This is a genomic window from Paenibacillus sp. A3M_27_13, assembly GCF_024213315.1.
In the GTDB taxonomy this organism is placed as follows: domain Bacteria; phylum Bacillota; class Bacilli; order Paenibacillales; family Paenibacillaceae; genus Paenibacillus; species Paenibacillus polymyxa_B.
Genome location: NZ_JANAVE010000002.1, coordinates 981423 through 1008330, shown reverse-complemented (window position 1 = coordinate 1008330; position 26908 = coordinate 981423). Strand labels below are relative to the sequence as shown.

23 protein-coding genes are annotated in these 26908 nt (G+C 45.3%); 11 read left to right on the top strand and 12 right to left on the bottom strand.

Annotation, left to right across the window (positions count from 1 at the left end; all coding sequences use genetic code 11):
- Window positions 1–18 precede the first annotated feature (18 nt).
- From NLX82_RS11140 to NLX82_RS11110, 7 genes are all read left to right on the top strand, one after another.
- Window positions 19–1053, top strand: a complete 1035-nt coding sequence (locus NLX82_RS11140) for a C40 family peptidase (RefSeq protein ID WP_069080042.1) — start codon at window positions 19–21, stop codon at window positions 1051–1053.
- Window positions 1054–1292: 239 nt separating this feature from the next.
- On the top strand, window positions 1293–1823 hold the full coding sequence (locus NLX82_RS11135; protein ID WP_254348074.1) for a GNAT family N-acetyltransferase: 531 nt from the start codon (window positions 1293–1295) through the stop codon (window positions 1821–1823).
- A gap of 160 nt (window positions 1824–1983) precedes the next feature.
- A complete protein-coding gene (locus tag NLX82_RS11130) occupies window positions 1984–2355 on the top strand; it encodes an iron chaperone (protein ID WP_028542750.1) in 372 nt (123 codons plus the stop codon).
- Window positions 2356–2527: 172 nt separating this feature from the next.
- Window positions 2528–3205 (top strand): tetratricopeptide repeat protein, encoded by a 678-nt coding sequence (locus NLX82_RS11125; protein ID WP_254348072.1) that lies wholly within the window; start codon window positions 2528–2530, stop codon window positions 3203–3205.
- 228 nt (window positions 3206–3433) lie between these two features.
- Window positions 3434–4846: an efflux RND transporter periplasmic adaptor subunit gene (locus NLX82_RS11120; RefSeq protein ID WP_023988134.1), complete on the top strand. Its 1413-nt coding sequence runs from the start codon at window positions 3434–3436 to the stop codon at window positions 4844–4846.
- Entirely contained in the window at window positions 4843–7923 is a 3081-nt protein-coding gene (locus NLX82_RS11115; RefSeq protein ID WP_254348070.1) for an efflux RND transporter permease subunit, read from the top strand. Before NLX82_RS11120 ends, NLX82_RS11115 begins: the two co-directional genes overlap by 4 nt.
- Window positions 7920–8801 (top strand): TetR/AcrR family transcriptional regulator, encoded by an 882-nt coding sequence (locus NLX82_RS11110; RefSeq protein WP_254348068.1) that lies wholly within the window; start codon window positions 7920–7922, stop codon window positions 8799–8801. Before NLX82_RS11115 ends, NLX82_RS11110 begins: the two co-directional genes overlap by 4 nt.
- Window positions 8802–8905: 104 nt before the next feature.
- Here NLX82_RS11110 and NLX82_RS11105 read toward each other — a convergent pair whose 3' ends face one another.
- From NLX82_RS11105 to NLX82_RS11060, 10 genes are all read right to left on the bottom strand, one after another.
- A complete protein-coding gene (locus NLX82_RS11105) occupies window positions 8906–9544 on the bottom strand; it encodes a GDSL-type esterase/lipase family protein (RefSeq protein WP_254348066.1) in 639 nt (212 codons plus the stop codon).
- A gap of 71 nt (window positions 9545–9615) precedes the next feature.
- Window positions 9616–10038 carry a GNAT family N-acetyltransferase gene (locus NLX82_RS11100; RefSeq protein ID WP_023988130.1) on the bottom strand — a complete coding sequence of 141 codons (423 nt, stop codon included), beginning with the start codon at window positions 10036–10038 and terminating at the stop codon, window positions 9616–9618.
- 42 nt (window positions 10039–10080) lie between these two features.
- Window positions 10081–10635, bottom strand: a complete 555-nt coding sequence (locus tag NLX82_RS11095) for a nucleotidyltransferase family protein (protein WP_023988129.1) — start codon at window positions 10633–10635, stop codon at window positions 10081–10083.
- A gap of 19 nt (window positions 10636–10654) precedes the next feature.
- The gene (locus tag NLX82_RS11090; RefSeq protein WP_028542757.1) at window positions 10655–11908 is read right to left on the bottom strand and encodes an MDR family MFS transporter; all 1254 of its coding nucleotides are present in this window, start codon (window positions 11906–11908) and stop codon (window positions 10655–10657) included.
- A 54-nt stretch (window positions 11909–11962) separates the two neighbouring features.
- The gene (locus tag NLX82_RS11085) at window positions 11963–13678 is read right to left on the bottom strand and encodes an ATP-binding protein (protein WP_071558900.1); all 1716 of its coding nucleotides are present in this window, start codon (window positions 13676–13678) and stop codon (window positions 11963–11965) included.
- A gap of 49 nt (window positions 13679–13727) precedes the next feature.
- On the bottom strand, window positions 13728–14792 hold the full coding sequence (locus NLX82_RS11080; RefSeq protein ID WP_254348064.1) for a cobalamin B12-binding domain-containing protein: 1065 nt from the start codon (window positions 14790–14792) through the stop codon (window positions 13728–13730).
- 193 nt (window positions 14793–14985) lie between these two features.
- Window positions 14986–15447: a MarR family winged helix-turn-helix transcriptional regulator gene (locus NLX82_RS11075; protein ID WP_013309820.1), complete on the bottom strand. Its 462-nt coding sequence runs from the start codon at window positions 15445–15447 to the stop codon at window positions 14986–14988.
- Window positions 15448–15646: 199 nt separating this feature from the next.
- Window positions 15647–16096: a VanZ family protein gene (locus NLX82_RS11070; protein ID WP_023988125.1), complete on the bottom strand. Its 450-nt coding sequence runs from the start codon at window positions 16094–16096 to the stop codon at window positions 15647–15649.
- Window positions 16096–16764, bottom strand: coding sequence for a ribose-5-phosphate isomerase RpiA (gene rpiA / locus NLX82_RS11065; RefSeq protein ID WP_023988124.1), 669 nt, complete (start codon window positions 16762–16764; stop codon window positions 16096–16098). Before rpiA ends, NLX82_RS11070 begins: the two co-directional genes overlap by 1 nt.
- Window positions 16765–16824: 60 nt before the next feature.
- Complete coding sequence (locus NLX82_RS11060; RefSeq protein ID WP_254348056.1) at window positions 16825–17295, bottom strand: GNAT family N-acetyltransferase; 471 nt, start codon at window positions 17293–17295, stop codon at window positions 16825–16827.
- Between the two features lie 467 nt (window positions 17296–17762).
- Here NLX82_RS11060 and NLX82_RS11055 point away from each other — a divergent pair, with 467 nt between their 5' ends.
- From NLX82_RS11055 to NLX82_RS11045, 3 genes are all read left to right on the top strand, one after another.
- Entirely contained in the window at window positions 17763–19532 is a 1770-nt protein-coding gene (locus tag NLX82_RS11055) for a methyl-accepting chemotaxis protein (RefSeq protein WP_023988122.1), read from the top strand.
- 144 nt (window positions 19533–19676) lie between these two features.
- On the top strand, window positions 19677–23372 hold the full coding sequence (locus NLX82_RS11050) for a non-ribosomal peptide synthetase family protein (protein WP_209941700.1): 3696 nt from the start codon (window positions 19677–19679) through the stop codon (window positions 23370–23372).
- Window positions 23373–23490: 118 nt separating this feature from the next.
- On the top strand, window positions 23491–24489 hold the full coding sequence (locus NLX82_RS11045; protein WP_068940615.1) for a polysaccharide deacetylase family protein: 999 nt from the start codon (window positions 23491–23493) through the stop codon (window positions 24487–24489).
- Window positions 24490–24579: 90 nt separating this feature from the next.
- Here NLX82_RS11045 and NLX82_RS11040 read toward each other — a convergent pair whose 3' ends face one another.
- Window positions 24580–25200, bottom strand: coding sequence for a TraX family protein (locus NLX82_RS11040; protein ID WP_254348049.1), 621 nt, complete (start codon window positions 25198–25200; stop codon window positions 24580–24582).
- A gap of 22 nt (window positions 25201–25222) precedes the next feature.
- Window positions 25223–25933 carry a CBS domain-containing protein gene (locus tag NLX82_RS11035; protein WP_254348208.1) on the bottom strand — a complete coding sequence of 237 codons (711 nt, stop codon included), beginning with the start codon at window positions 25931–25933 and terminating at the stop codon, window positions 25223–25225.
- A 185-nt stretch (window positions 25934–26118) separates the two neighbouring features.
- Here NLX82_RS11035 and fsa point away from each other — a divergent pair, with 185 nt between their 5' ends.
- Window positions 26119–26766: a fructose-6-phosphate aldolase gene (gene fsa / locus NLX82_RS11030; protein ID WP_013309811.1), complete on the top strand. Its 648-nt coding sequence runs from the start codon at window positions 26119–26121 to the stop codon at window positions 26764–26766.
- The last annotated feature ends 142 nt before the right edge of the window (window positions 26767–26908 follow it).

Here is a 26908-nt window from a genome sequence, read left to right as displayed (position 1 = left end):
CAACGAGGTGATGACAGCATGACAATCAACAAGGGAGTATTGCTGGCTCTGCTGGCAGTATCGCTGCTCCAAGCAAACCCGTCTTATGCGAAGTCGGTACCGCTGACTCCAGTGACGACCGTTTATGTGGATGACCACCCGCTTCAGCTTGCCGCCGAGCCGCTGCTGCTAGACGGGACAACGCTCGTCCCCATGCGTCAGTTGTTTGAGGCGCAAGGAGCTGTGCTTTCCTGGAACGGATTCAGCAAAACCGTAACAGCAACCAAAACCGACACGGTGCTGACCTACCACATCGGGGAACTCGTTGCTACCCTAAACGGCAAAACGCTGTCCCTGAATGTTCCGGGACAGATCGTTGAGGGCAACACGATGATTCCACTGCGTTTTGTGAGCGAAGCACTTGGGAGCACAGTGAAGTGGGATGCCCTTACCCGGACAATCCGGATTGCCTCCAGGGACGATTTTTTCACAACAGTTCTTTCCAGGGTCAACCTGCGCAGCGAACCGGATTCATCGGGAGCTTCCCCTTCCCTGCGGCTTATTCCAGCCAGCGAAAAGGTTCACGTCATCCGCGAGGTCAATGCTCTCTGGCTGGAAGTGCGCACTAAAGACAACCTGACCGGATACATATCGGCAAAACCAAAATACAGCGACTATTCCAGCCCATCCCTGGCGGAACGGCAGGGAGATGAACTCATCGCCTACGGAGAGAAATTTCTCGGTACCCCTTATGAATTCGGCGCAGCAACCGGACAGACATCGACCTTTGATTGTTCTTCTTTTGTGGGGGAAGTGTTCCAGCATACGCTCTCTATCGACCTCCCCCGTGTCTCTTACGATCAGGCTAAAGAAGGGCGGGAGGTCGGGCTGAACGAGCTGCGCAAAGGCGACCTGCTGTTCTTCAGCGCACGCGGGCTAGAGATCGGCCATGTGGCTATCTATGCAGGGAACAACAAATTGCTGCATACATTCTCCAAAGAACGCGGCGTTCATTTTGACACGCTTGACGATAAATGGCAGAAACGTTTCGTAACAGCGCGCAGGCTGTTTTAGGACGAACCAGATAGCCAGTAACAGTAGGCTATTCCAGTCCACATTCATTATCTTCTAATTGCCTTTTGCCGGACGCTCCCTTGCGGATTGCGTTCAGGCGGCAAAAGGTCTGGATTCATTGTAAAATGGAGGTCATAACGTTTAAAGACTACGTTCGCTTAAAAAATTGGATTGAGGTATTAATCGTTTTGAAATACTAGGTAGAGTCTTTTGACTATAGACAGGAGGAATAAATAATTATGCAATTTGAGACAAACCGGCTCATCATTCGTGATATTTTCAGATCTGATTGGGAAAGTATACATACGTACACGTCATTGCCTGAAGTTACTAGATATACAGCCTGGGGACCGAATACAGAAGAAGATACAAAGGCATATATAGAACAAGTTTTAGCTTCGCAGCAGGAACAGCCACGACAAGACTACGAACTAGCCGTTTGTCTGAAAAATAATGGAATCCTGATCGGCGGTATGGGTATTCATGTCAAAGATACTAATGCAGAATTGGGTTACATTTTGAATCCAGATTATCAAGGGAAGGGTTATGCAGCAGAGGCAGCACGAGCGTTACTAGACTTTGGATTTAGCACACTTGCTGTCCACCGTATTTATGCAACATGTCGTCCAGAAAACAAGGCTTCTGAGAAGGTTATGCAACAGATCGGAATGCAACGTGAAGGTTTGATGCGTGAACACTGGTACTATAAAGGCGAGTTTCATGATTCATGTTTGTACTCTATTCTTGCTGAGGAATATAACAGGACATAAACGGTGTTTTTTATATCTAAATATATTTTTGATTATTCAACAGACAATTACTCCTTGAGAAACATGTTACTGCGATAAAATGATATTTAAACCATTTAATGAGAAATAAGTTTGAGGAACTTTTCTGCACGATATAATTTTTAATTAAGGAGGGAACAACATGGAAGCTTTTGCAGAATATTTAGAGCATATTGATAACCCCCAACATCGGGCCCGAACGCAAGAGGTTTTGGCTTGGGTAACCAAGAAGTTTCCAAATTTAATGGAAAAAATTGCGTGGAATCAACCTATGTTTACGGATCACGGCACATTTATTATTGGCTTTAGCGTAGCCAAACATCATTTGGCCGTTGCCCCTGAAAAGGCAGGGATTAATCATTTTTCGGAGTTAATTGTGCAGGCTGGCTATGATCACACCAAGCAGTTGGTACGTATCCAGTGGGATAGTCCAGTTGATTTCTCATTACTTGAGAAAATGATCGAGTTTAATATTTTGGATAAGGCAGACTGTTCAACCTTTTGGCGGAAATAAAAAAAGGTTCCTTTTCTCGTAAAACTATACATCGAGCATCACAAATAAGTATTTCTCTTCTCGCCCCCTCTACCATCCTTCCAAATCTCATCATGCTAATGACCCTTAAAGTGACCCTATGCTATAATGTGGAAAGTATGGATTGTTACATGCACAGGAGGATTGGAGCAGAATGATTGGGAAATTTTTAATTTTCTCTCTACTATGGAGTTTGCTCGGCAACCCGTTTTTGGCAATGCTCGTACTCCTAATCGTGATCTATATATTAGATCGCAGCTTTGTCGGTGTATTGCCCAGCATCAGCAAACCATGGAAAAGAAGACGCAATGCCGCTCGATTGCGCCAACAGATTACGCTAAACGCCAACGATGTGGCTGCCAAGTTCGATTTGGCACGTATCTGGATCGAAAGCAAGAAATATCCGCAGGCTTTGGAGCTGTTATTGGAAATTGAATCCCGTTATGAAGAATCAGCAGACTATTGGAACGCACGGGGAACGGCTGAAGTACACACAAACCATCTGGAGGTTGGAGAACAGCATTTATTGAAAGCACTGGATATTAACCCGCGGGTGCAATACGGTGAGCCTTATTTGCATTTAGCCGCTGCTTTCAAAGAACGTGACGTAAATAAGTCACTTCATTATCTGCAGCAATTTCAGGAGATTCAGTCTTCTTCCAGTGAGGGCTATTATCTGACAGGCTTGATGTACCGTATGCTGGGACGCAAGGATGAAGCCACTATAGCCTTTAACCAGTCCATTGCCGTCTATCGCTCGCTGCCCAAATACCACAAACGAAGTGAGCGCAAGTGGGCTGCACGCAGCTTATTCCGTAAATTAATCGGCTAAACAGCTTATATTTATTTTCTTAACGACCTTTCTCTTCTTTTGAGAAAGGTCGTTTTTACGTTTGTCTACCATGTACTTCCACGGACCTGAATCGGCTCCCTTTCGCTTCCTGAATTTGGGGCATTTTTTTGTAATCAGTTGTTGACATGCCACAAATCAGGTCATATAATCCGTTTATGAACTGATGAGTTTATGCATAAACTTTAAAGTACAAAAAAGACAGAAAGGATGATCATCTTGTTAAAACCCAGTCTCTACATATCTGCTATATTCATTCTTCTGTTCACCTCAGCTTGCTCATCTACAGGATCGAGTGATCAAGAAGCAGCAGAACAACAAAATCAAAAGGTAGAAGCGATGGTTGTTAAAAAAGAACCGCTGTCTGCTTCTTTTGACCTTTCAAGCACGCTACAGCCCTATGAGGATACCTCCGTATCTTTTGAGTTATCCGGACTGATTCGCGACACAGTTGTCAATGTGGGAGACTCCGTATCCCAGGGGCAGATCTTGACGATGCTTGATTCATCCAGCTACCAGCTACAACTGGAGCAGGCTAGTACAGCTATCCTTGAAGCACAGGCAGGTATCAAAAATGCTACAGCTGCCATTTCAAGTGCAGATGCCTCCATTCAATCCGCCGACGCGCAAAAGGCAGCAGCTCAAGCTGGAGTTAACAAAGTGAACAAGGGTGCCCGTGAGCAGGAAAGGGCACAGGTCCGTACCAAAGTGCAAAGAGCACAGTCCGCTTTGACTAAAGCACAGGCTACCGCTGAACGCACCAAGCTTTTATATGATCAGGGAGCTGCAACCAAAAACGATTATGAAAATGCACAGCTTGCTTTAACCAACGCCTCCAGGGACCTGGAGGATGCACAAGATGCCCTCTCCTTAATACAGGAGGGAGCGACAATAGAAGATCGGCAATCGGCAGCATCCAGCTTGCACCAAGCCCAAGCCGGGAAAGAGTCTGCCATCGCCGCGAAGGAACAGGCAGTAGCCACTAAAGATAACGCTACTGCAGCATATCAGCAAGCGGTCATTGCCAAAAAGCAAGCCGAACTTTCCCTCTCCAAGACAGCTTTAAAAGCCCCCATTTCCGGCGTTATTCTGGAGAAAAAAGCAACGGTGGGACAATTGGCGAGCGCTGGACAGCCGGTATATCGTATCGGACAAATCGACAAGCTCAAGGTGCTGCTCCCTGTTCCCGATCATGAAATCACGAACTGGAAGCAAGGTCAGACCGTCCAGCTTCAACTGTACGATGAGAACAGAGAAGGAACGGTCAGTAAAATTTATCCGGCCACCAACACCAATACGGGCAGTATCAACGTGGAAGTGATTGTTCCTAACACCCAGCATGATTGGGCCCCGGGACAAGTCGTAAAGGCAGGCCGCCAATTGACCCAAAGTGAGCAAATTTTGCTCCCAGCCAAGGCTGTCATTAATAACGGTACAGATACTTTTGTCTATAAAGTGGTGAACAACAAAGCGGTCAAGACGGTCGTGAATGTCGGTCAGATGTCCAACAATAAGCTCGAAATTACCAAGGGGCTGAATGTCGGGGATCGTATCGTTACCACCGGAGTAAACCTGATCTACGATGGGCTGCTCGTTCAGATCATGGGGGGAACGAGCAAATGATTGCATATTTTATCAAAAAGAAAAAACTGACCCTCTTTATGTTTATCATGTCGATTGTTGCCGGGCTGTATAGTGTCTCTCAGCTTCCCCGGCAGGAAACGCCGGATATTATCAAGAAAACCGCTGTGGTCACGACCCTCTACCCTGGAGCTACACCCCAAAAGGTAGAACAAACGGTCACAAAGCCTCTGGAACAAAAAATGAAAGAAATCAATCATATTAAAAAGATTTCTTCTACATCCGAAAATGGACTTTCGACGATTATCATTGAGACAGAAGGCAACGCCAATGCCACAGAAGCCTGGGATACATTACGCAAAAAAATGAACGATGCCCAGTCTTCTCTGCCCACAGATGCTCAAAAGCCTCTCGTTAACGATGATTTGAATAAGGTATTTATCCATTCCTACGCCATCACGGGGGACTCTGTGGAGCAATTGTATCAACTAAATGATATGGTGAAATCGTGGAAGGATCAATTAAAAACCATTCCCGGTGTATCGGAAGTAACAATCAAGGGATTACCGGATCAAGAGGTTCAGATTCAAATTGATGCTCAAAAGCTCCAGCAGTACCATATCAGTTGGGAACAGCTCATGAGTGCAGTGCAGAAGGAAAATGATCAATATCCGATAGGCAATCTGGATTACAATGAACGTACCTATCGCTTGAATGTAAAGCAGTCCAAGGATGCTCAGGATTTGAGTAAAGTCATTATTTCCAGAACAGACAGCGGCGCTCCTGTGTATCTCAGTGATGTGGGCACCGTATTGCTTACACATAACACCAGCAGCTATATGGCCTTTTTTAACGGTAAACCAGCTATTACACTGACGATTAACGGTAATACCGGCTCTGACGTAGACACGATTTATAGCAAAGTAAATAAAGAAATGCAGTTGTTAAAACCAAATCTGCCTAATACGTTTCAACTGAATACGTTATTTTCACAGACCGAGCGGATTGATCATATTTTTCATGGCTTGACCCGTGAATTGCTGTTTGCCATTGCGGCGGTTGTGATCGTATGTACATTGGGCTTGAATCTGATTACATCCTCTTTTGTGGCACTGGCTATTCCTATTTCAATCGCCATAGGTCTCATTATTCTCCCTATGCTCGGAATAACATTGAATCAGGTTACGGTCATTGGCTTAATTATTGTAATGGGGATTCTAGTCGATGATGCTGTGGTGGTTAATGATAATATTGAACGCAGAATGATGACCTTGGGCGAGAGTCCCAAGATAGCAGCATTAAATGGAACGAAAGAAGTTTCCATTTCCATTTTGACCGCAACCCTGGCAACTGTAGCCTCCTTTGCCCCGCTGTTCTTTTTATCAGGCGATGCAGGCTCCCTTATCAAACCATTACCGTTTGCTGTTATCTTTACGTTATTGGCTTCCATGCTCATGTCCTTTACCGTCATCCCAATCTTTAGAGAATGGTATGGACAACGAAATCAAAAAACGCCCAACTCCACCATGAAGCCGTCGGGACTGCTGGGAAAACAAATTGATGCTCTTCGTAACGTATATACCAGCAAGCTGATTCCGAGAGTCATTAAGCAACCTGGATTATATGCTGCATTAGGATTATTGATCAGTACCACGCTGTACGGCATACTTGCTCTGATTCCGATCGACCTGTTCCCCAGAACCAACGATCCGGAATTAAGCATTAATGTGCGTATGCCTACAGGTACTTCTATAGAAGAAACCAAGCGGGTCACCGAGGATATTGCCAAATGGGTGAAGCAGCAACCTCATGTGGAAACGATCAGTTATGCGGCTGGCGGCGACGCTCCCCGGTTGTTTCAAGATATGACCGCTGACGCCAAAACAGGCACAACCGTGGGTCAAATTGCTATTATTGGGGAAGAAGGTGCATTTGATCCCGATGAAATGGCAGACAAATGGCCCTCCATCTTAAAGGATCGTTATCCGGGTCAATCCATTTCCTTGAAAATAGCCAAAGTGGGGGTGCCTCTCGGTAAGCCGATCTCCATTCGGATTTTAGGCAATGATGTAGATCAGTTGCGTTCGTTGTCACAGCAGTTAAAAGAAGGCATTATGGCTACCAGAGGAACACAGGACATACAAGACAATATGGAAAATGAAGGCTATACGTTGGATTTCCAAATCAACAAACAAGCGATGGATCAATATCAGGTAAGCAATAATGATCTGACACGTACACTCTTGTTAATGGGTAATGGCGTGAGCTTTAGCCGATTTGATACGGGGAAAGATTTGATAAATATTAAGCTGAAGCTAAGCCAAACCGATCAAAATCCTGAAATTTTGTTTCAGCAATTGAATGTGACCAATGCCAATGGTGTTCAAATCCCTTTATCTCAATTGGCTGAGTTGAAGCCATCCTTTGCAACACAAAAAATTAACCATTATAATTTAAAGCGTTCGATTACTGTTGAAGCTGAAGTTCACGGGCGTACAGCTTCCGAAGTCATGAAGGACGTCAAGCTTAAATTGCAGGACATTAAATTTCCTCCAGGCTACACTTGGGAAATTGGCGGCGAGATTTCAGGACAAGATGACATTTTATCAGAAATAGGATGGTTATATGTTGTCGTCATACTATTAATCTTCATGCTGATCTTTTTGCAATTTTTTTCTTTCTCGACTCCACTCATCATATTGACTACCGTGTATATGGCAGCAGCAGGCGGATTTCTTGGCTTGTTCATTCTAAATACGCCGGTTAGTTTTATGGGCGTGTTGGGCTTAATGACCTTGGCAGGTATTGTCGTACGTAACGGCATTGTGCTGATTGAGTTTATTGAGGATGCAAGACGTGAAGGGATCGAACTGAAGGAGGCCGTTGTTGCAGCGACCAAAGCGCGTTTCCGCCCCATATTGCTTACTTCGCTGACAGCCATTGTCGGTCTGATTCCGATTGCTCTTATTGGGGAACTTATGTTTAGACCTCTGGCGTATACCATTATGTTTGGATTGATGTACTCGACCATTCTTACGATGTTTGTGGTTCCGTCCCTGTATATGGTTATTGCCCGCTGGAAATTAAAGAGACAGAGCAAAAAATTGGGGGTACAATGAAAAAAATAACAAGTGAAGATATCATATATGCTGCCCTTTCCCTATTTTCAGAAAAGGGATACGATGCCACCTCGGTCGATGAGATTGCACGTGAAAGCGGGATGGTGAAGGCTTCCTTTTATAAATACTTTCAAAGTAAAGAAGAGTTGCTGCTGGGGACAATCGTCCTGATTGAAAAGCTTCTTGATGCAGATATTAAAGAACTTTATTTGAAGCACCAGCTACCTTCCCGTGAAAAGTTGAGACAACTGTATTTGATTGCGCTGAGCCGGATTTATAAGAATAAAGTTCATTTGCTGGTATACTCCGTTCCTTTAATCGGTTCTAAGGAAGAAAAAATCGCACAAGCCATTGATCGTGTTGAACATCATTTATCTAACGTGATGATTGATTTATTAATTGATGCTTATGGAGAATCCATAAAAAACTATGCGTATGATATTGAGTTTGTCGTCAAAAGCATGATTGTCAATTCCCTCCGATTGAGCGATTCAGAGCTGTCCTGGACGGAGCAGCAAACACTGGCTGAATTTATGCTCAGCATTACGGATATGCTAGCACAAGGAATGCTGAGCCCTGATGTTCAACATCAAATCATGTGGGGCCGCGATTCCGTATTCCATGAAGATTCTGATCAAATCTGGACCAAGGGAAAACAAATCTCCTATGCACTGCAACGTATGGATACGGTTCTGAAACAAACTAAATTAAATGAAGCTCCCCGGAATGAATATGTGCAAATCCTAAGCAGATTAAAGGGTGAACTCTCAGAAGAAAACGTGGAAATAGCTCACGTGAAAGCCCTCCTTCTATTTTTGGGTCAGCTGCCCGAGTTACAGGCGGACTGCACCAAGTTGAAAGCTATATTGGAGATTTAGCACGCCGAAATGCATAAAAAGAGGTTCATGATGGTCAGTTGCTACTGCCATGATGAACCTCTTTCTTTAATATACTTTGTCCGATCCCAAGCATCCTCTCACGCTCAGCGTAACGGCGCATAACCAAGCCGATTCAGCTCTTCCGCAATCACACGATAACCACGACTGTTCGGATGCACCCGGTCTAACGAAAGTAGTGCCCGTTCATAGCCCTCAAATGCGGGATAAATGTTCGCCACCCGGTAATTGGGTCCGCCCAATGTGTAGAGAAACGAGTTGTACTGGCGCACATATACTCCCGCCTCCCTTACCTCAGGAAAAGGATTATATAATCCCACCATCCGGATGATACATGGCTCACGCTGACCGGATTTTATCTGATACAGGGCATGTACAATTTGGCGCACATGTTCTTTGGTGTGATTCAGCGCTTGCGAAATGGAAGAACCTGACGAGCCGGAACCTCCAGCAAGGGCGCTGATGTATGGGCGCAGATCATTCCCGCCGATCGTTACCGTTATAAGTTCAGCCCGGCTGAGCGCCGACCGAAAAAGCGGATTGTTGCGGACCATTGACAGCAACTCCTGCGATGTCAGCCCGTTGATTCCCAGATTCTCGTAACTGACTGGCGTACGGAGATGTCTTTCTGCCATTCGCCGATAGATAGGTACAAATCCGCCGCTCAGCAACGTCCCCGCACCTGTTGTTAAAGAATCTCCAATCGCTGTATAGTGGTACGCCAATGAAACCCACCTCCCTCTTTCTACATAACATATCTTATGTAGAAAGAGGAACGCGGGACCCGGAGATTCGCTTATTCTTCGTCTATTTCATATACACAATGGAATTGCCCACCATCCGGCAAATCCTCTGATCCATATACGGCAAAGCCCACATTGCGGAAGAAATCTGCCCCCTCCGCATCCGTGTCCACAGTAAGCCGTTTCGGATTACGCTCCTGAATAAGCGTAAGCAGCATACCTCTGGCATATCCTCTATGACGGTTTTCAGGCAACACGGCCAGATGGCGAATTACGGTTGTTCCATCCTCCTGCTCCTCAAAGCCAACAATACCTACAATAAGTCCTTCATCTTCTACACCGAACAGCTTCCAGTCATCCGAGGCTTGATAGGTACGTAAAGCTGCTTCTCCGCGTTCAGGATGATCCAGCACAGCGTAGGTTAACAGCTCCAGAACCTCCTCACGATCTGAATCTGTTTTTATATTTTTAAACATTGTATGTCGTCTCTCCTTAATATCCTGAAATTAGGATTACCTCTAATTCTCCATAATAAGCAACGGCCAGTTATCAAGCCACTGCTTCTCAAATACACGCTGACGAAAAGCCGTTGTGTGACGAAACAAAGGACTTTGCCGTACCCGCATATCCAGCAGATCTTCCAATCCATGCGGACAAATGACCTCTATTTGATCCTTGTCATTCAATCTAACCGCCACAGCCGTTGCCGTCTCTGGCCAGCGGCTCATCGCATCCTCTATCGAGGAATAAGGAGCCTCTCCGTTGCGAATATGCATCCGAGCCTGATTTTTGACAGACCAGTTACGTCCAGCCTGCTTACGGTTCAAGGACAATTCTAGATACTCATCTCGTTCCTCTAGCGTATTTTTCGGGTCAAAGTAAATAACATCAATATCGTTTAAAGGTGTAGCAGTTGTATAGCCATGGAGCTTGTCCCAAACCCGGTTACGTACATAGCCTGCGGCAATACATCCTTGCGGCAACTTCAGCTCTCGCACATATCGCAAGTCTTGCAGTACCTGCGGATCATTCATATATTGTATGATTCGTAGCACATTTTCTTCCGACTTCATCCTGCACTCAACTCCCTTTTTATGATGACAGTTGCTGCACCGATTCTCCTCCTTGAGCCGCGATCCGTGCTGTACGCTGCGCCAGACGGCGGCGTGCGACCAGAAGAAACGGAATGCCAATCACAACCGACAGGGCAACCGGAACAAAAACGGCAAGCGGCGCCGTTTGACCATAGATATCCAGCAACCAGCCACCAAATAAAGGAGCCAGCACGCTTCCCAAATTATTAAAGCCGATTGTACCGAAGTAGGTCCCTTTATATTGAGCATCTGCAATTTGGTCAATCAGTACGTCCAACATCGTGAACAATAACACTTCACCAACCGTAAACAGCACCATATCCAGTATAAACATCCAGCCTGAGTTTAGCATACCGCACAGCAACAGGCTGACCGCAATACATATATTCCCTGCAATCAAGGAATTCACCGGGGAAAATCGACTTGCCAATCGCACCAGCGGATATTGAAATGCCAATACACAAACCGCGTTGACCGTCAGCATGTATGTAAACCATCGGGTTCCTTCTGCGAAGGATAAGGACAAGAATTGAGGCATTGTGGAATTGGAATGAGCATAGCCCATCACACAAAATACCGTTCCCAGCAAAATCGGCATAAACACCGGATCACGGCTGGCTGTACGGAATGCCTCGCCCATCCGCAGTGGAGCCTCTCCCGCCGTTGTACCTATATGCAGATCCGATGCATACCGGGCAAATTGGATCAACAACAGTACCCCGTACAATGCGTACACACCAGCAGCTACCATAAACGGCGTCCCCGTGGATGCAGATCCTAACATTAAACCAAGCAACGGCCCTGCCACCACCCCAACATTAATGGCTGCATATCTCATATTGTAGATAAGCAGTCTTTTCTCCTTCGGGGTTACATCTGATAACAGTGCCCGTGAGGTTGGCTCGAACAAGGATCTGCACAGTCCATTCAGAGCATTAATGACAAAAAAGGCCCAGGCCGCTTCCGCCAACGCAAAAGCAACGAATACAAGCGCCCAGCTCGCAATGGACACCAGCATCACCTTTCGCCGTCCGATTCGATCTGAAATATATCCACCGTAAAAGCTGGCAAAAATGCCGACCAACGAGCTGACCGATACGATCACCCCCGTATGAAAGGGGGACACCCCTAGACGGGTGGTAAGGTAAATAGACAAAAACGGGATACTCATGGATGTCGCCATCCGTCCAAAAATTGTACCGACAATAATCGTCCAGGCCAGCGGGTGAATGGAACGTAACTGTTCTTTCATATATGTCTCTTACGTCCTCCTTCCGTATGCAAGTCTAACAAGGGGGAAACCTGTCTAGCACTGGTGAATATAGCGTTCCAGCTCTAAACACGTTGCTTGATAGACAGATTGGAGCGCAGACAACTTCGCTTTCGCATTCTCAAGTCGGTTCTCCCGTGCAAGCTGTTCAATATCGGACAGCAACGAGGACAAACGCCCGACACCCAGACTCACGCTGCCTGATTTCAACTCATGAGCAGCCTCTACTACTTTTGTGGCTTCGCCCGCAGCAGCCAGTTCTCTTAACCTATTGATTTTGGCAGGTGTATCACTAGTATACATTTCGACCAATGACTCCAGTAGTCCCGTGCTGCCATCCTCGTCCAGCATCATAATTTCACGTATAACTTCCTCATCCAAAATCGGCTTGGTTTCAGGCTTTGGAAGCCATTTGACAAGCTTTTCAGAGAGCCTTTCAATCGTTACTGGCTTCATCAAGTAATCGTTCACTCCAACCTCCTGGCCCCGTGCCTGATCCTCCTCGGACACATTTCCGGTCAAAGAAATGATTGGCACAGGTGGTTGCTGGTTTTCTGCTTCCCGCTGGCGGATCGCTTTCGCCGCATCATGACCATTCAGCAGAGGCATATGATGATCCATTAGAATACAAGCGTAGGATCGTTCGGAGGCCGCTCTTACAGCAGCTTGTCCATCCTCAGCAAAATCAATATGCTGGAATCCCAAGTGGTTAAGCTGTAATTGCACCACCTGACGATTTACCCGATTATCCTCAGCCACCAAAATAGTTTGAGAATGACTGTGCTCACGCAGCAACTCGCTAAACACCTTCAAATCACCAGTTTCATGCTTCTTCATTTCGTCTGCCTGCTCCGATCCTTTCATGAAGGGAATTTCAAACCAGAACGTAGAGCCTTGGCCTTCTTCACTGACGACCCCAATTTCTCCCTGCATGAGTTCCACAAATGAACTGCATATCCATAGCCCCAGACCCGTTCCTCCATATTGGGAGGCGCTTCCTTCACCGGCCTGTACATAGGGCTGAAACAGCTTATTCTGATCCTCCGGTGAAATCCCAATACCCGAATCCTGCACCTCAAACCGAACACGTTGGGAATCTTTTGTTTCCTCCACTAATTTTGTTCGAACGATGAGCAATCCTTCACTCGTAAATTTATTCGCATTGTTCAACAGATTGAGCAAGATCTGCATGATCCTTGCCGAATCTCCCTCCAGATGCTCTGCCACACTGGTATCGGTCTCTATACTCAACCGGTTACCCATCTGATAGATTTGCGGCTCCAACAACTGGGCAACGTGACTCATAATCGCCTGAACTCTGACATTTCCGATCTCCAGTTCCATCTGTCCTGCTTCCACTTTGGATATATCAAGCAGATTATTAATCATGTTCAACAACAGGGAGGCTGACTCACGTATCACACCGATGGCCTGCCGTTGATCTGGGGAAAGTTTGGATGAACCTAACATTTCGATCATTCCAAGTATTCCATTCATTGGCGTTCTGAATTCATGACTAACCACAGCCAGAAAAGTGCTCTTTAGGTCATTAGCCCGTACCGCTTCTTCCTTCGTCCGTGTTAATTCCGCATTACTTTTGGCAAGCTGACGCTGCAGATTGACCAGTTCGTTGTTCATTGATGAAAATTCATTCAGCAGCTTTTCTTCCTCAGCCTTGCTTTTCACAATCTCATCCGTTAATTGTTCGACCGTTTTCCGCAGGACAGCCATTTCTGCTGTCGGTTCCTTCATATTAAAAGGCCCCCTTTACAAAATGACTTACAGGTTCACAAAACTAACCTTATTTCCTGAGCGAAAGTAAGTCACCTGCAACCTCCAGCGCTTCCTCCGCACCTGGCGCGTATCCGTCCGCCCCTACTTCCTGCCACAAGTGGGAATCGAGATTAAAAGGCCAGCCTCCGACCATAATTTTCACATGGCTAGTAGTTGGGTCTTGCCGAATGAGAGCAATCAACTCTTTCACTAAATGGACATGGTAAGCCATGGTAGCTGAGATAGCCACCACATCCGCCTTGTAACTCACAATGGCCTGAAGCAGACTCCGGTTAGGTACATTGGCACCTAAATAATACGTATCCCAACCATCCATTTCAAATATATCAGCCAGCATACGCAGACCAAATTCATGCTGCTCGCTGCCTACACACGCCGCCACGAGGCAGCGTTCCTTACTTCCACTTCCCATCCATCTGGGGTACAGGCTGGAAATAATAAATTGAGTCGCGGCAGTGCAAAAATGCTCTTGACCGACGGTGATTTTGCCTTCATGCCATAGACGGCCTATTTCATATTGCGAAATTTGAAAAATATATTTATACGTATGTTGAATAGAGATACCCTCATCCAGCAAACGGACGATCCAATCCAAAGCCTGTCTGCGATTACCTGAGAGTAAATATTCCAAATATTGAGCCGCATTAGCAGCATAAGGATTATCATCTGTAATAAAAGAGGCATACTCCTCTTTCTTCCCAATTTGCTGTATCCCCAAATCCAGATGCTCCAGCACCATGGTTTTATCCGTATGATCGAAGTGCTCTATCAACGTCTGCTGGATTAATCTGAAATTGATGCTCAAATCTTCTTGGGTTATGCCGAAACCCTCCAGAAGCTTTTTTAACCAGGAAACATACTGTGTAAATAAAATAGGGCTGTTCATGATTACACTTTCAGCTAAATAGTTCAAACTATATATAGAATCCTGTTTTGTCTTTATTTTACCGTTATCCCCAAAACGCTGCAAAAGATCGGGCTGTAATTCGTATTGCTTATGGGTAACTAATTCAGCCAAAGCTCCTGCTTGCATCAATAGCGATTCACCTGCGGTATATTGCTGTATACTCATGTACAGCTCCTTCCCCGACAAGGTATTTGTATTCGAAACAGATACTGGGGATTTGTTCCAGACGTGACTATTAGACAATTATACCTGATTTGCGTCTCTACATTAACCCTACTCCCCAAAATACGACAAAAAAATAAAATACCGAGAAGTCGGTATTTTATCTAAAAGCAGTTTTAACCTGCATACGCACAATTTATGATCCGTTACTCTTCTGCCCCTCAGCCGTTAGTCCAAGCTTTTTTAACAGATGAATAGCCTGCTCTTTCTCTTCCACAGATAAGCCATCTACGGTCTCCATAATGACACGATGATGCTGCGGGAATATTTGCTCAAAGAAATGACGTCCATCATCAGTCAATTCTGCATAAATCACACGCCGATCATCTTGTGATGCACGACGGGTAAGCAAGTTTTTTTTCTGAAGTTTATCTACCACGTACGTAATATTCCCACTAGAGATTAGTACCTTTTCTCCAATCTTCTGCAAAGGCTGTGGTCCCCGATAATACAGCAGATCAAGCACTCCAAATTCTGTTGTATTTAATCCATGACTATGAATGTCCCGATTTGTACGGGACGTGACCGAATTATAAGCACGAGCCAGAACAACGAACAAATTAAGTGCTAAGTCCTGATCATCTGGTTTTACAGACATATTAACAGCCTCCGTTACTCATATCTTTATTCCAAGATATCTTAATTGTGCACTTTTGTCAAGTTTAAGCGTTCCTTTCCCTGCTCTTACGGCCTATAAATGGAGGAATTACCGTCTATTATGAGAAGGTTACAGTTCATTATGTAAAAAAAGCCCGCTCTCAGCCAGTCTTAAAGCACTGATCCAGAGAGCGGGACGATTATGTTGTTATCCCTAACTTCTTACGTACAAATACGTAGGCAACACGGCCGCATAATACTCCCAGAACATTCAGTATGATGTCATCTACATCCATTGTACCTGCGCCCAGTAGCATTTGGGACACCTCAAGAATGACCAGTGCGATCACTATCGTTAACAACAGACTGCCTATACTTCGCATGGACACCCAAATGATAGGCACAAGGATACCGAAGGGAATAAATACGCCAATATTACCGAGCAAATTAACACCCCATACCCGAAAAGGAAACGACTCCATTGCCCGCCAGTATTGCCTAATCGTATCAAACGGAACAATATTATACGAATACGGGGGGCCTGGTCGTAATGTACGACCAAAACCGAGAAACATCCAATATAATAGAAGCCCTGTATATAAAATCAATAACATCAATGCCACATGATGAAGCAGGCGGGTCCTAGACATTACTTGTTACGGACGTCGATCTGTCCATTGGCCCGTGCGATAATAACCTGGTCCGCCATATTAATGAACAGTCCGTTATCGACTACACCCGGAATTTGATTCAAGCGGATTTCCAATTCCTGCGGATTCTCGATCTTACCATAGCGACAATCGGCAATATAATTACCATTATCCGTAAGGAAGCGCTCGCCGTCTTTCATACGCCATTCTGCTTTACAGCCCGTCCCCCGCAAAGCCTCCAACGTCCACTCACTGGCAAAGGGTACGACCTCAACGGGTAAAGGAAATGCACCCAGCACCTTCACATCCTTGGACTCATCGACAATAATGATTAATCGGTCGCTATTGCTTTCCACAATTTTCTCTCTCAGCAGGGCTCCGCCTCCACCTTTCACCAGTACCAGTTGCTCGTTCACTTCATCTGCACCGTCGATGGTAACGTCAAGCCTTCCAATCTGATCAAACGGAATGATGGGAATTCCCAGCTCCCTGGCCTGATCCTCCGAGGCTTGGGATGTAGCTACAGCCTGTATATGTAATCCTTGTGCTACACGCTCACCGATTTTTTGAATAGCCCAAAAGGCTGTCGAGCCTGTACCAAGTCCTACTTTCATGCCGTCCTGAATCGCCTCAACTGCTTTTTCGGCCGCTTTTTGCTTCAAATTCATTATCATCTCTCCCGCTATATAGGCTAGTATTGATCATCATCCATTTTATAAGAGAACGCTTTATAATAACAGAGACAGCTTTTTACCATAACAAAGGCTGTTTTCATCGTGTTCATACTCCCCAAACCGTTCAATAGGTTCGTATCCCCGCTTGGTATAGAGAGCAATCGCTTCAGGTTGAGCCGCTCCGGTCTCCAGTTTAATTCTTACAACTCCTCGTTTGCTGGCTTCCTCTTCCAAAAAAGATAATAGACTCACCGCAATTCCTTGTCTGCGATAAGAGGAATCGACATAAAACCTTTTGAGCTCCATTTCTTCCGCATCTATAGGCCTAAGCCCTCCACAAGCCACCGGTTTTTCGTCCACATACACAACAGCGAAAACCATTTTTTTAACTTTCGGATTGGAAAAATCGACCAAGTAAATTTCGTCGGCAGGATACCTTTCCAGCAAGTCCTCATCCAGCCTTTGAATCAACTTATACAGATCCTCATGATTACTCTCAACCTTTAAAATCGTAAGCTTGGACATTCTTCTTATCCCTCTTCTCTTTACATGGATATAAGGACTCATTTCGCAAACAATTCACAAAAACCGCGCTAAATCAAGCATTTCCAACGTCAAATATGAAAAATGTCCCAAATTGATAAGTGCATTTGACTCTATTATAAAGTATGATGGTTTCTGTTGAATAGTTGCTTATGGACTGTAATGAAGTCGAATTTCAAGTAGAAGTATAAATTGGAATATACTGAAACACAGACAGCGTTTACCTATTAAAAATTAATTTTTTATTGTGTAAGGTATTCATTTCAAGGGCTTTTCGTACGACATATATATAGGGATATCATACTTGTCTATAAAAGGACTTAAGACCTATTACTTAAAATTCAAGGGTCTATGATCTCGATTAATATGTTTGTAAGGGGGACTTGATTATCTCATTCGATAAGCGGTTCAACACCATATACAAAAATACAACCAGGGAGTGGAACATTTTGAAAAAGTGGAGTAGCTTATCATTCTTCACCAAAAACTTATTATTATCCTTCTTCAACATCGTATTGATTGGGCTAGTCCTTATTGTGTCCAGTTATTTGATCCAACGTACGATTTTGATAGACCAATTGCATGGGCAAGTGGAAAAAATCACATTGAAGTGGGCCCAGGGCATTAATTCCGATGAAGTAACCCAAGCGGTTCAAGAGAAAAATTATGATGGACCCGTTCAAACCAAACTCCGCGCGTATCTAGATAACATCATGGCGACGAATCCGAATATCTCTCATGCTTATATTTTCGGGACGGAGCTCGAAAATGGCAATCTAACATCTATTGTGGCGATGCCAACGGATCTCAGAGAAGCATTTGAAAAAGATAAGCTGCTCGTTGGCTCCATGTACGAGCAACCCAATGTCGTAGCAGTAGGCGTAACCGGTATGCTGGACAGTGGCAAACCAACATTCACCAGCTTCTACGATGATTCTTTTGGTACATGGACGACTTTGATGACTCCGATTAAAGATCCAAGTGGCAAAATCTTTGCATATTTTGCAGTTGATGCAGATGCCGGTGCCGTACCTGCAGGATTGACCAAGCTGCTCATTAGCGGCGCTACCATTTTAGTGATTTTCCTACTGATCTGCCTGGCGCTTCAATATTGGGTTGTGAAACGCACGCTGTCCCCGATTAAGCAACTGATGTACGGTATCAGTGAAGTAAGCAGAGGAAATCTGGATGTTCAAATTCATGCAGGTCATGATGATTTGGGGCTCGTGAATCAGAACTTCAACAATATGGTAAGTCATATTAACAGCATTATGACCAAAGTGAAGCAGACAACGGATGAAGTCAATGAATCTGCCAAGGAATTACTCGCAATCTGCGAGCAAAACGGAATCAATTCCAACATCATCAATCAAAACATCAGTGAAATCACGGAGAATATCCGTTCGCAGGAAAAAGCAACAGGTGATAGTGCACGTGCCATGGCTGAAATGGCTTCGGTAATTCAAAATATTGCCACTAGTTCTTCCAATGTTGCGGAGGAAGCCAATTCGGTAGAGAAACGTTCTAATGAAGGCAACGAGATTGTAGGTAAGGTATCATCCCAAATGCACTTGATTACCGATACAGTAACCAATACTTCCCGTATCATCAAGTTGCTGGACAGTCGTTCGCAGGAAATTGGCAATATCATCAGTACCATTTCAGGCATCTCCAGTCAAACCAACCTGCTCGCTCTGAACGCTTCTATTGAAGCTGCGCGCGTTGGCGAAGAAGGTAAAGGCTTTGCCGTTGTTGCCAGTGAAGTACGTAAGCTGGCAGAACAATCTGCGGATGCAACCAAACAAATTACGTCCCTGATTGAAGAAATTCAAAGTGAAATCGGACAAGCTGTGAAGTCGATGGAGCAAGGAAACGTTGAAGTTCAAAACGGAATCGTCGTTGCCGGACAAGCAGGCGTGCTGTTCAATGATATTCTTCAAGCAACTAAAAATGTAGCATGGCAAATCCAAGAAGTATCCAGTGCTACTGAGCAAATATCTGCGGGTACACAGGAAATGACAGCAACAGCAGACGATCTTTCTTCCACCGTAACCAAAACAGCCAATAACAGTGTTCACATTGTGCGAACGGTGGAGGAACAAAAAGCTTCTTTGGATTCGATCATTGATTCATCCCATAAATTGACATCCATGTCTGAAGAGCTTCAAGAAATTACATCTTATTTCAAAATTGCAGACACCAACCGTACCAAATCATAATAACCATTTATCGACTCCAAAATTTATTTCATAAGTAAATCATTCGGTAATGCCTCCCTCCTGTTCATGCATTTGAAGGGATCGGAGGCATTTACTGAGTTTATCATTTATATTAAGACATCATACATTCAGGAGGTTAGCGTAATGGCTTCATTACTACAAAACAGCACACAGACAATCCCATCCCCATTCCTAGTTCCCTTGGATTGTGCACGTATACAACGCAAGCATACATCCTCTACTTATCAAGTAGAGTTAGAAGCGTCCATCTCGGAACAATTAAATCAGCAAAAAACTGCGGAAGACAAGCAAGCGTTGCTCTTATCAGCATATACTGCATGGGTATATCGCCTATCCGCAGAAGAAGAAGTTTCTTTTTCTACATTTGTGCCACAAACCGGTCTGCTTACAGCTTCGCTGACAGTCGAAAAGGAAACGACTTTTCATGAACTAGCAGACTTATTTCAGGACATGCTCCGTGAGCCTAATGCATACCTTGCGGAACCACAAGCCGATACTTCATTTTCGGCAAATCTGCCTACGGACAGCGGTGTAGAATCCCGTATTATGGACTGGGCTGTTAGTGAACACAATGGCGCTTATCAAATACAGATACGTTATGATCAATCACTCTTGCTGGAAACAACGGTTGTCCGATACGCAGAATACTTTGAAACCCTTTTGCGTGGCGCGCTAACCAACAGCCATGCACTTGTGAATTCCATTGATATATTATCGGATGCGGATCGAGCTGCTCACGAAGCTTTAAATAATACAGTTGTGAAATATCCTGAGCACCAAACTATTCATGGAATGTTTGAGGAGGCGGCTTCACAATATCCTGATCGTCCGGCTATTGCTTCACACACTGGAGAGTACACGTACCGTGAGTTGAACGAACGTGCTAACCAAGTCGCACGTGTCTTGTTATCCAAAGGTCTTACCAAAGGTGAATTCGTGACTATCTTCATGGAACGGAGCTTAGAGACCGTCATTTCACTGCTTGGTATCCTGAAAGCCGGAGGTGTATATGTACCTGTTGATCCCGCCCACCCTGCTGACCGGAGTAGCTACATTGTCGAAGACACGCGTTCTCCTTTTGTCTTAACAACTTCCGCACTCATGGAACAAGCGACTGAACTGTGCGGTTCGATTGAGACGGTAAAAGAAATTTTAGCGATTAACGGGCCACTGGCAGGCTATGCTGCAAGCAATCCGAACGTTAATGTAAGTCCGGATGATCTAGCTTATGTCATCTATACATCCGGCTCTACAGGCAAACCGAAAGGTGCCCTGATCGCTCACCGTGGTGTCGTTAACCTAGGAGCTGTCGTGCAACGCGATTGCGACATTACACCTCAGGATGTGTTGACCCAATTTGCGACCTACAGCTTCGATGCATCCGTTTGGGATACAATTGGAGCCTTGTTTTACGGTGCAAAATTGTACTTGCTGTCTTCCGAAGAACGTGTATCTGTTGAAGAATTCGCTGAAGCCATTGCACGTACAGGCACGACGATTATTACCATTTTGCCGACCGTATTCTTTAATCAGCTATCTACGTACTTGTCAGACGAAGGCTATCGCAAACTCGCTAAGGTACGGATTGTTACCGTGGCAGGCGAAGCGCTGTACGGCTCACAAGTTCGAGCGTTCCAAAGCAAATTCGGTACAGATACCGACATCGTAAACGTATATGGACCGACAGAATGCACCGTAGCAACGACGACCCATCGGGTCCGTGGTGCCGTGCCTGAGCATGTCGTCAATATTCCGATCGGCAAGCCTATTTACAATTACAAAGTGTATATCGTTAACGATGATAACAAGCTTTGCCCTGTCAATATTCCGGGTGAAGTATGCATTGCTACTCCTGCATTGGCCCATGGCTATCTCCATCAGCCAGAACGTACAGCCCAATCATTCGTGGACAATCCTTTTGTTCCGGGTGAAAAAATGTACCGCTCGGGTGATATCGCCAAGCTGCTGCCAGATGGTACGATTGAATACGTAAGCCGCAAGGATTCACAACTCAAAATTCGGGGGAATCGGATTGAAATTGGAGAAATTGAAGACCATTTTTCCAAACATCCAGGTGTTCAGGACGTCGCTGTAGTAGCCGTCAAAGATCACACAGATCAGAACATGTTAGTTGGCTATTTTACCACTTCGGATGGACAATCCATTCCACAAGACGTTATTCAGTCTTATATTGGGGGCAAGCTGCCTTCTTATTTTGTACCAAGCCATGTCGTTCATCTGGAAGCCATGCCAATTTCACCAACTGGCAAGATCGATCGCAAAAAGTTGGCCCTGCGACCACTTCCGGAAGCGTCTGATCTTTCATTTGGCGGGGAACCTCTCCGAGAAGGAACCGAAACACTTATTGCCGAAGCATGGACTCAAGTGCTTGGTAAAAATAACATTGGCGCTACCGATGATTTCTTCCTGATTGGGGGCGATTCGCTTCGTGTCATTCATGTGCTGGCTATTCTAAAGCCGCGCTATGGCGCGCTGCGCATCGGAGATTTTTTCCGCTACAAAACCGTTCGCGAGCTTGCTGAATATGTGGAACAATTAGGTACGGAACAAACGCCGCAACGCAAGCCACTTGCGATTTCTCAAGAAAAAATGGACTTGAATGAGCATCCTATTGAGTTGTCTGGTGCTTCTGACTTAGCTGAAGTCCGCGACTTGCGCGTGATCTTGTTGACCGGTGCTACAGGCTATCTGGGCTCGCACATTCTGTATGACCTGCTTCAACGGACAGAAGCCAAAGTATACGCGATGGTACGCCCTTCTCAGGACGGTCCATCCGGTATCGAGCGTATTCAGTCCGTATTGACGGGATATTTTGGACAAGATATCTCCAGCTTGATCGAAGGACGGGTAAAAGCTGTCTATGGGGATCTGGAGCAAGCTGATCTTGGTCTCTCTTCCGTCGACCGCCATATGCTGGAGCACCAAATCGACGGCATCATTCACAGCGCCGCTGACGTTCGCCATTTTGGTGATTCGGCAGCCTTCGATCGCACGAATGTGACAGGAACACTGGAACTGCTGAAAATCGCCCAAGCCAAGCCAGGAGTATCCTTCCATCATGTCTCTACTATGGGAATACCGGAGGATCTTGCTAACGAAGGAAAATGGGAGTCGGCATTGGAGCTTTCTGCCTTCCCAGACGAATTGAACGTGGACAACCTGTACACGAACAGTAAACTCGCAGCAGAGAAGCTATTGTTCCAAGCAGCTCAAGCGGGTACGCCTGTCTCGATCTATCGCGCGGGTAATTTGACAGCCCATTCGGCCAACGGACGCTTCCAGCGAAATATCGACAGCAATGCTTATTATCGTATGATGAAGGCGATGCTGCTGCTGGGCAAAGCGCCACAAGCTGATTGGCATACGGACTTCACACCGATTGATTACGCCAGCCGTGCTATCGTAGAGCTGTCCGTTCATCAAAAAAGCGCAAACCGCATTTTCCATATCTGCAATCCGAACCCATTGCCATATGATGAACTGATCGCTATGGTAAACCAACTCGGTTACGCAGTAGAAACCCTGCCTTTTGACGATTACAGCGCTTGGCTGCTGAATCCGTCTTCCGGCATTCAGGAGGATGCACTTCACCTTGCTATGGGACAACTGGAAGGTGACGGAGCCAAGGATTCAGCTTACCGTTACGGATGCTCTGTAACCGCAGCTCTGCTGGAACAAGCTGGCGTTCAATGCCCGGCAACCGACCTTAACTTTATTCGGAACATGATCCAGCATGCCGTCGAGATCGGTTACTTCCCGACCTCTTCATCGGTATCTGTAAAAGCAACACAGAGGTAACAAAGTTGTGATATTTCCCCCGCATGTTTTCGGTATGATAGACTAGATTTTGCTAGTTTCATATTTAGTATAAACCTCTATACTTTCAGAATTTTTTGCATGCGGGGGATGTCATTCAATGAAACACACTTTTTTTAAAAGAACGTTGCTAATCATAAGTTTGTTGGCTATTTTAGGGATTTTGGTGTATGAAGCACGTAGCATATACCACACACCTACAGTTAAAGGGACTCATCGTACACGTACAGCTCATGCAGATCGACTGGTACGCCATTTATTCTCACTGACGCCTACACCAGATAAAGTATATTACCAAAACAAAGTCATTGTCCTGATGTATCATGAGGTGACCAAGACTCCACCTGATCCCGGCGCTCTCAAGCTTAGTAATTTAACGAGGCAGTTGGACGAAATGAAAGCTAACGGCTTCCACTGGATCACGATGAAAGAGTATACCGACTTTATTTTACATAAAGCCAAGGTTCCTGATAATGCGGTACTCATGACATTCGACGATGGCTATGAGTCCTTTTATACGGACACTTTTCCCGTGTTGAAAAAGTATCAGGTTCCGGCAACCAATTTTCTCATTACGTCCACGATCAGCAATCCCAAACACATTGGTATTCCAAAGCTGACATGGGATCAAATTCATCAGATGCATGCCGAAGGCATTGATTTTTACAATCATACCAATGACCAGCATGCTTACGGGTACTCCAACACAGCACGCACCAAACAAAAGCCGCTTCTGATGGGGCCTGTGTATTCGAAAAAGCTGGGGCGAATGGAAACCGAGGATGAGTTCAAACAGCGGGTTTATACCGATTTGGGCATGGCTGACAAGAAGCTGTTCAAGCATCTACACAATGATCAGAATGTACTTGCCTTCCCATATGGTGGGTATACCAAGGAAACACTGGAAATTTGCCGTTCCTTGGGAATTGATGTTACGTTCACGGTGAAACGTGGGATTAACTCGCCAGGGCAAACGAACGGCTATCGCGTCAATGCAGGTGGAATACACAATATTCCGGAAGTATTGGTGCAATACATGAAGGAAGGTGCTCCCCTTCGCCCACTTCCTTTTGCCCAAGGTCCTAACAAGGTATCCTAAACGTTAGCTAGCTTATTCAAGGATAAAAAAGAACCTTTAAAACCATTTATGTCGTGGTTTTAAAGGTTCTTTTGTTGTATGAGATGTAGATTAGGGCCAGATGCGAATTGTCGCGATAACAGCCAGATGTACCGGGTAAAAGCTACGCCACAACCAGCGCGGTACCCGACTATAAAATCCGCTTTCTCCAGTTGCAAAACATACGATCAGAATGCTGGACAGCAGACTAAAGTGTTGGAGATTCGCGTGATGCACCATATCATACACAACGTTCAAAACAAAATGGGCTGCAATCATCATGTATGAATCGGTGTATCGATAAATGAGAACCAACAGCAGTCCATAGGCTCCGTAATCCATCTGGCTGAGCTCCAAAACCAGAGCTGAAAGGACGTACAGACCCGTTACAGCCGTCCAATGCTTCAAGTGGGATGCAGCAGCCAGCGCAAGCAACGAGGACAATAGCGTCCAGATTACGTTCGGTCTAAGTACATCAAACGCCAGCATATAGGGCACCTGAGAAATCAGAGCCAGTCCGAGTAGACGGAGCATATAGCTCCGAATGTCTCGGGTATGAGTATATCCCAAATACAGCGCGTAGGCATAGATTGGAAAAGCAAGCCTGCCGGCAATTCTCCAAGCCGGATCCGTCGGAAAAAACACAAGTCCGACATGGTCAATCAGCATCGTCAGCATGGCCAACCAGTACATACAAGGCCCCCTTATTCATCTTTTACGTTTTTTCTTCTGTCAAGCTCAGAATGGCGTTCATGATGTCCGTTTTCGTAACCCGCCCTACCAACCCTTGAATTGGAGTTGAGGAGCTACATTGCTCGTCCAAAACTGGAAGACAATTGACCTGATGCCGAATCAGTTTCGATATCGCTTCCAGTAAAGAGTCTTCTGGAGCAAGCGTCGTCATTTGGGCCCGGCGCGTCATTGCCATGGTCACCGGGACGGTGTGAAGATCGGTATGCCCCAGCATGACCTTCAGCAAATCCTTGCGCGTAACAATTCCAATGAGCTCCTGCTCCTCCCCTGTGACCATCAGCGTGCCTGTATTTTGCTGAAACAGCATCAGCACCGCATCATAGGCGGTCGTTTCACCGGAAATCAAAATCGGATCACTAAGTATATCCGCCACAGTCAGCTTTTTGAGCATGTTGCCGATATGACTATCATATTTGGGGTAACGTCCTGGCAAGTAGCCTACCTTCGGCTTGGCATCCACCAGCCCGAGCATAACGAGCAGAGCAAGATCAGAACGGAGAGTCGGACGCGTCAGTCCCAGTGTTTCAGCAATTTTATCCCCTGTTACAGGTGCCAGACGCTGGACAATATCAACAATTTCCCGCTGTCTTTCAGACAGTTGAATAATGATTACCTCCTTATGAAGTGGGGTAGTATATATTATAAATGAGCATAGATCGGTAAATTTCAGCATCTTCCGACAATTCATCAAATTTTAATCATAGACAGCTTGTTTTCAAATTTAAAATGTGTCACAATTAAGGATGTAATACATACTAATTATAAGTTTAACGTGTGCAATATGCTACATTTAAATGAGCTAGTGTACATCGCATGTGATATGTATTATGAATTATATAAACCTGAGGAGGAAATCAAATGAAATTTTTCTTGGATACTGGTAACATTGAAGAAATCAAACGTATTGAACGTTTGGGTCTGGTTGATGGTGTAACAACGAACCCTTCACTGATCGCTAAAGAAGGTCGAGTGTTCAAGGAAGTCATTCAGGAGATTTGCAGTATCGTTGAAGGTCCCGTAAGTGCTGAGGTTATTGGCCTGAAGGCTGAAGATATGCTCAAAGAAGCTTATGATATCGCCAAGTGGGCACCGAACGTGGTTATCAAGCTTCCTATGACCGAAGACGGCTTGTACGCTTGTAACGAGCTGACCAAGAACGGAATCAAAACGAATGTAACACTGATTTTCTCCGCGGCTCAAGGTTTGATGGCAGCCAAAGCTGGCGCTACTTTTATCAGCCCATTCGTAGGACGTCTGGATGATATCGCTGTTGATGGTATGAAGCTGATTCGTGAACTAAGACAAATTTTGGACATCCATGGTCTGAAATCCGAAATCATCGCGGCATCCATCCGCAACATTAAGCATGTAGAAGATGCTGCTCTGTCTGGTGCACATATTGCCACCATTCCAGGTTCCTTGCTCCCTTCTCTGTGGAAACACCCGCTGACAGACAGTGGTATCGAACGCTTCCTGAAGGACTGGGAAACTGTACCTAAAGCTTAATTCGCCAGTCATGGCAAACGATATTATATCAACCTAAACAGCCCGTATTTTATGGGCTGTTTTTTTGTTTTGTTTTGTGATGGCAGAATTAAAAACGCCGAACAACTTTTTTTGACAAAATAACTTGTTGTTCATATAATTG

Excerpts from the sequence above, each read along its gene's own strand:
- NLX82_RS11140 (WP_069080042.1), top strand. The coding sequence starts at position 19 with ATGACAATCAACAAGGGAGTATTGCTGGCTCTGCTGGCAGTATCGCTG.
- NLX82_RS11135 (WP_254348074.1), top strand. The coding sequence starts at position 1,293 with ATGCAATTTGAGACAAACCGGCTCATCATTCGTGATATTTTCAGATCT.
- NLX82_RS11130 (WP_028542750.1), top strand. The coding sequence starts at position 1,984 with ATGGAAGCTTTTGCAGAATATTTAGAGCATATTGATAACCCCCAACAT.
- NLX82_RS11125 (WP_254348072.1), top strand. The coding sequence starts at position 2,528 with ATGATTGGGAAATTTTTAATTTTCTCTCTACTATGGAGTTTGCTCGGC.
- NLX82_RS11120 (WP_023988134.1), top strand. The coding sequence starts at position 3,434 with ATGATCATCTTGTTAAAACCCAGTCTCTACATATCTGCTATATTCATT.
- NLX82_RS11115 (WP_254348070.1), top strand. The coding sequence starts at position 4,843 with ATGATTGCATATTTTATCAAAAAGAAAAAACTGACCCTCTTTATGTTT.
- NLX82_RS11110 (WP_254348068.1), top strand. The coding sequence starts at position 7,920 with ATGAAAAAAATAACAAGTGAAGATATCATATATGCTGCCCTTTCCCTA.
- NLX82_RS11100 (WP_023988130.1), bottom strand. The coding sequence starts at position 10,038 with ATGTTTAAAAATATAAAAACAGATTCAGATCGTGAGGAGGTTCTGGAG.
- NLX82_RS11095 (WP_023988129.1), bottom strand. The coding sequence starts at position 10,635 with ATGAAGTCGGAAGAAAATGTGCTACGAATCATACAATATATGAATGAT.
- NLX82_RS11090 (WP_028542757.1), bottom strand. The coding sequence starts at position 11,908 with ATGAAAGAACAGTTACGTTCCATTCACCCGCTGGCCTGGACGATTATT.
- NLX82_RS11085 (WP_071558900.1), bottom strand. The coding sequence starts at position 13,678 with ATGAAGGAACCGACAGCAGAAATGGCTGTCCTGCGGAAAACGGTCGAA.
- NLX82_RS11080 (WP_254348064.1), bottom strand. The coding sequence starts at position 14,792 with ATGAGTATACAGCAATATACCGCAGGTGAATCGCTATTGATGCAAGCA.
- NLX82_RS11075 (WP_013309820.1), bottom strand. The coding sequence starts at position 15,447 with ATGTCTGTAAAACCAGATGATCAGGACTTAGCACTTAATTTGTTCGTT.
- NLX82_RS11070 (WP_023988125.1), bottom strand. The coding sequence starts at position 16,096 with ATGTCTAGGACCCGCCTGCTTCATCATGTGGCATTGATGTTATTGATT.
- rpiA (WP_023988124.1), bottom strand. The coding sequence starts at position 16,764 with ATGAATTTGAAGCAAAAAGCGGCCGAAAAAGCAGTTGAGGCGATTCAG.
- NLX82_RS11060 (WP_254348056.1), bottom strand. The coding sequence starts at position 17,295 with ATGTCCAAGCTTACGATTTTAAAGGTTGAGAGTAATCATGAGGATCTG.
- NLX82_RS11050 (WP_209941700.1), top strand. The coding sequence starts at position 19,677 with ATGGCTTCATTACTACAAAACAGCACACAGACAATCCCATCCCCATTC.
- NLX82_RS11045 (WP_068940615.1), top strand. The coding sequence starts at position 23,491 with ATGAAACACACTTTTTTTAAAAGAACGTTGCTAATCATAAGTTTGTTG.
- NLX82_RS11040 (WP_254348049.1), bottom strand. The coding sequence starts at position 25,200 with ATGTACTGGTTGGCCATGCTGACGATGCTGATTGACCATGTCGGACTT.
- NLX82_RS11035 (WP_254348208.1), bottom strand. The coding sequence starts at position 25,933 with ATGCTGAAATTTACCGATCTATGCTCATTTATAATATATACTACCCCA.
- fsa (WP_013309811.1), top strand. The coding sequence starts at position 26,119 with ATGAAATTTTTCTTGGATACTGGTAACATTGAAGAAATCAAACGTATT.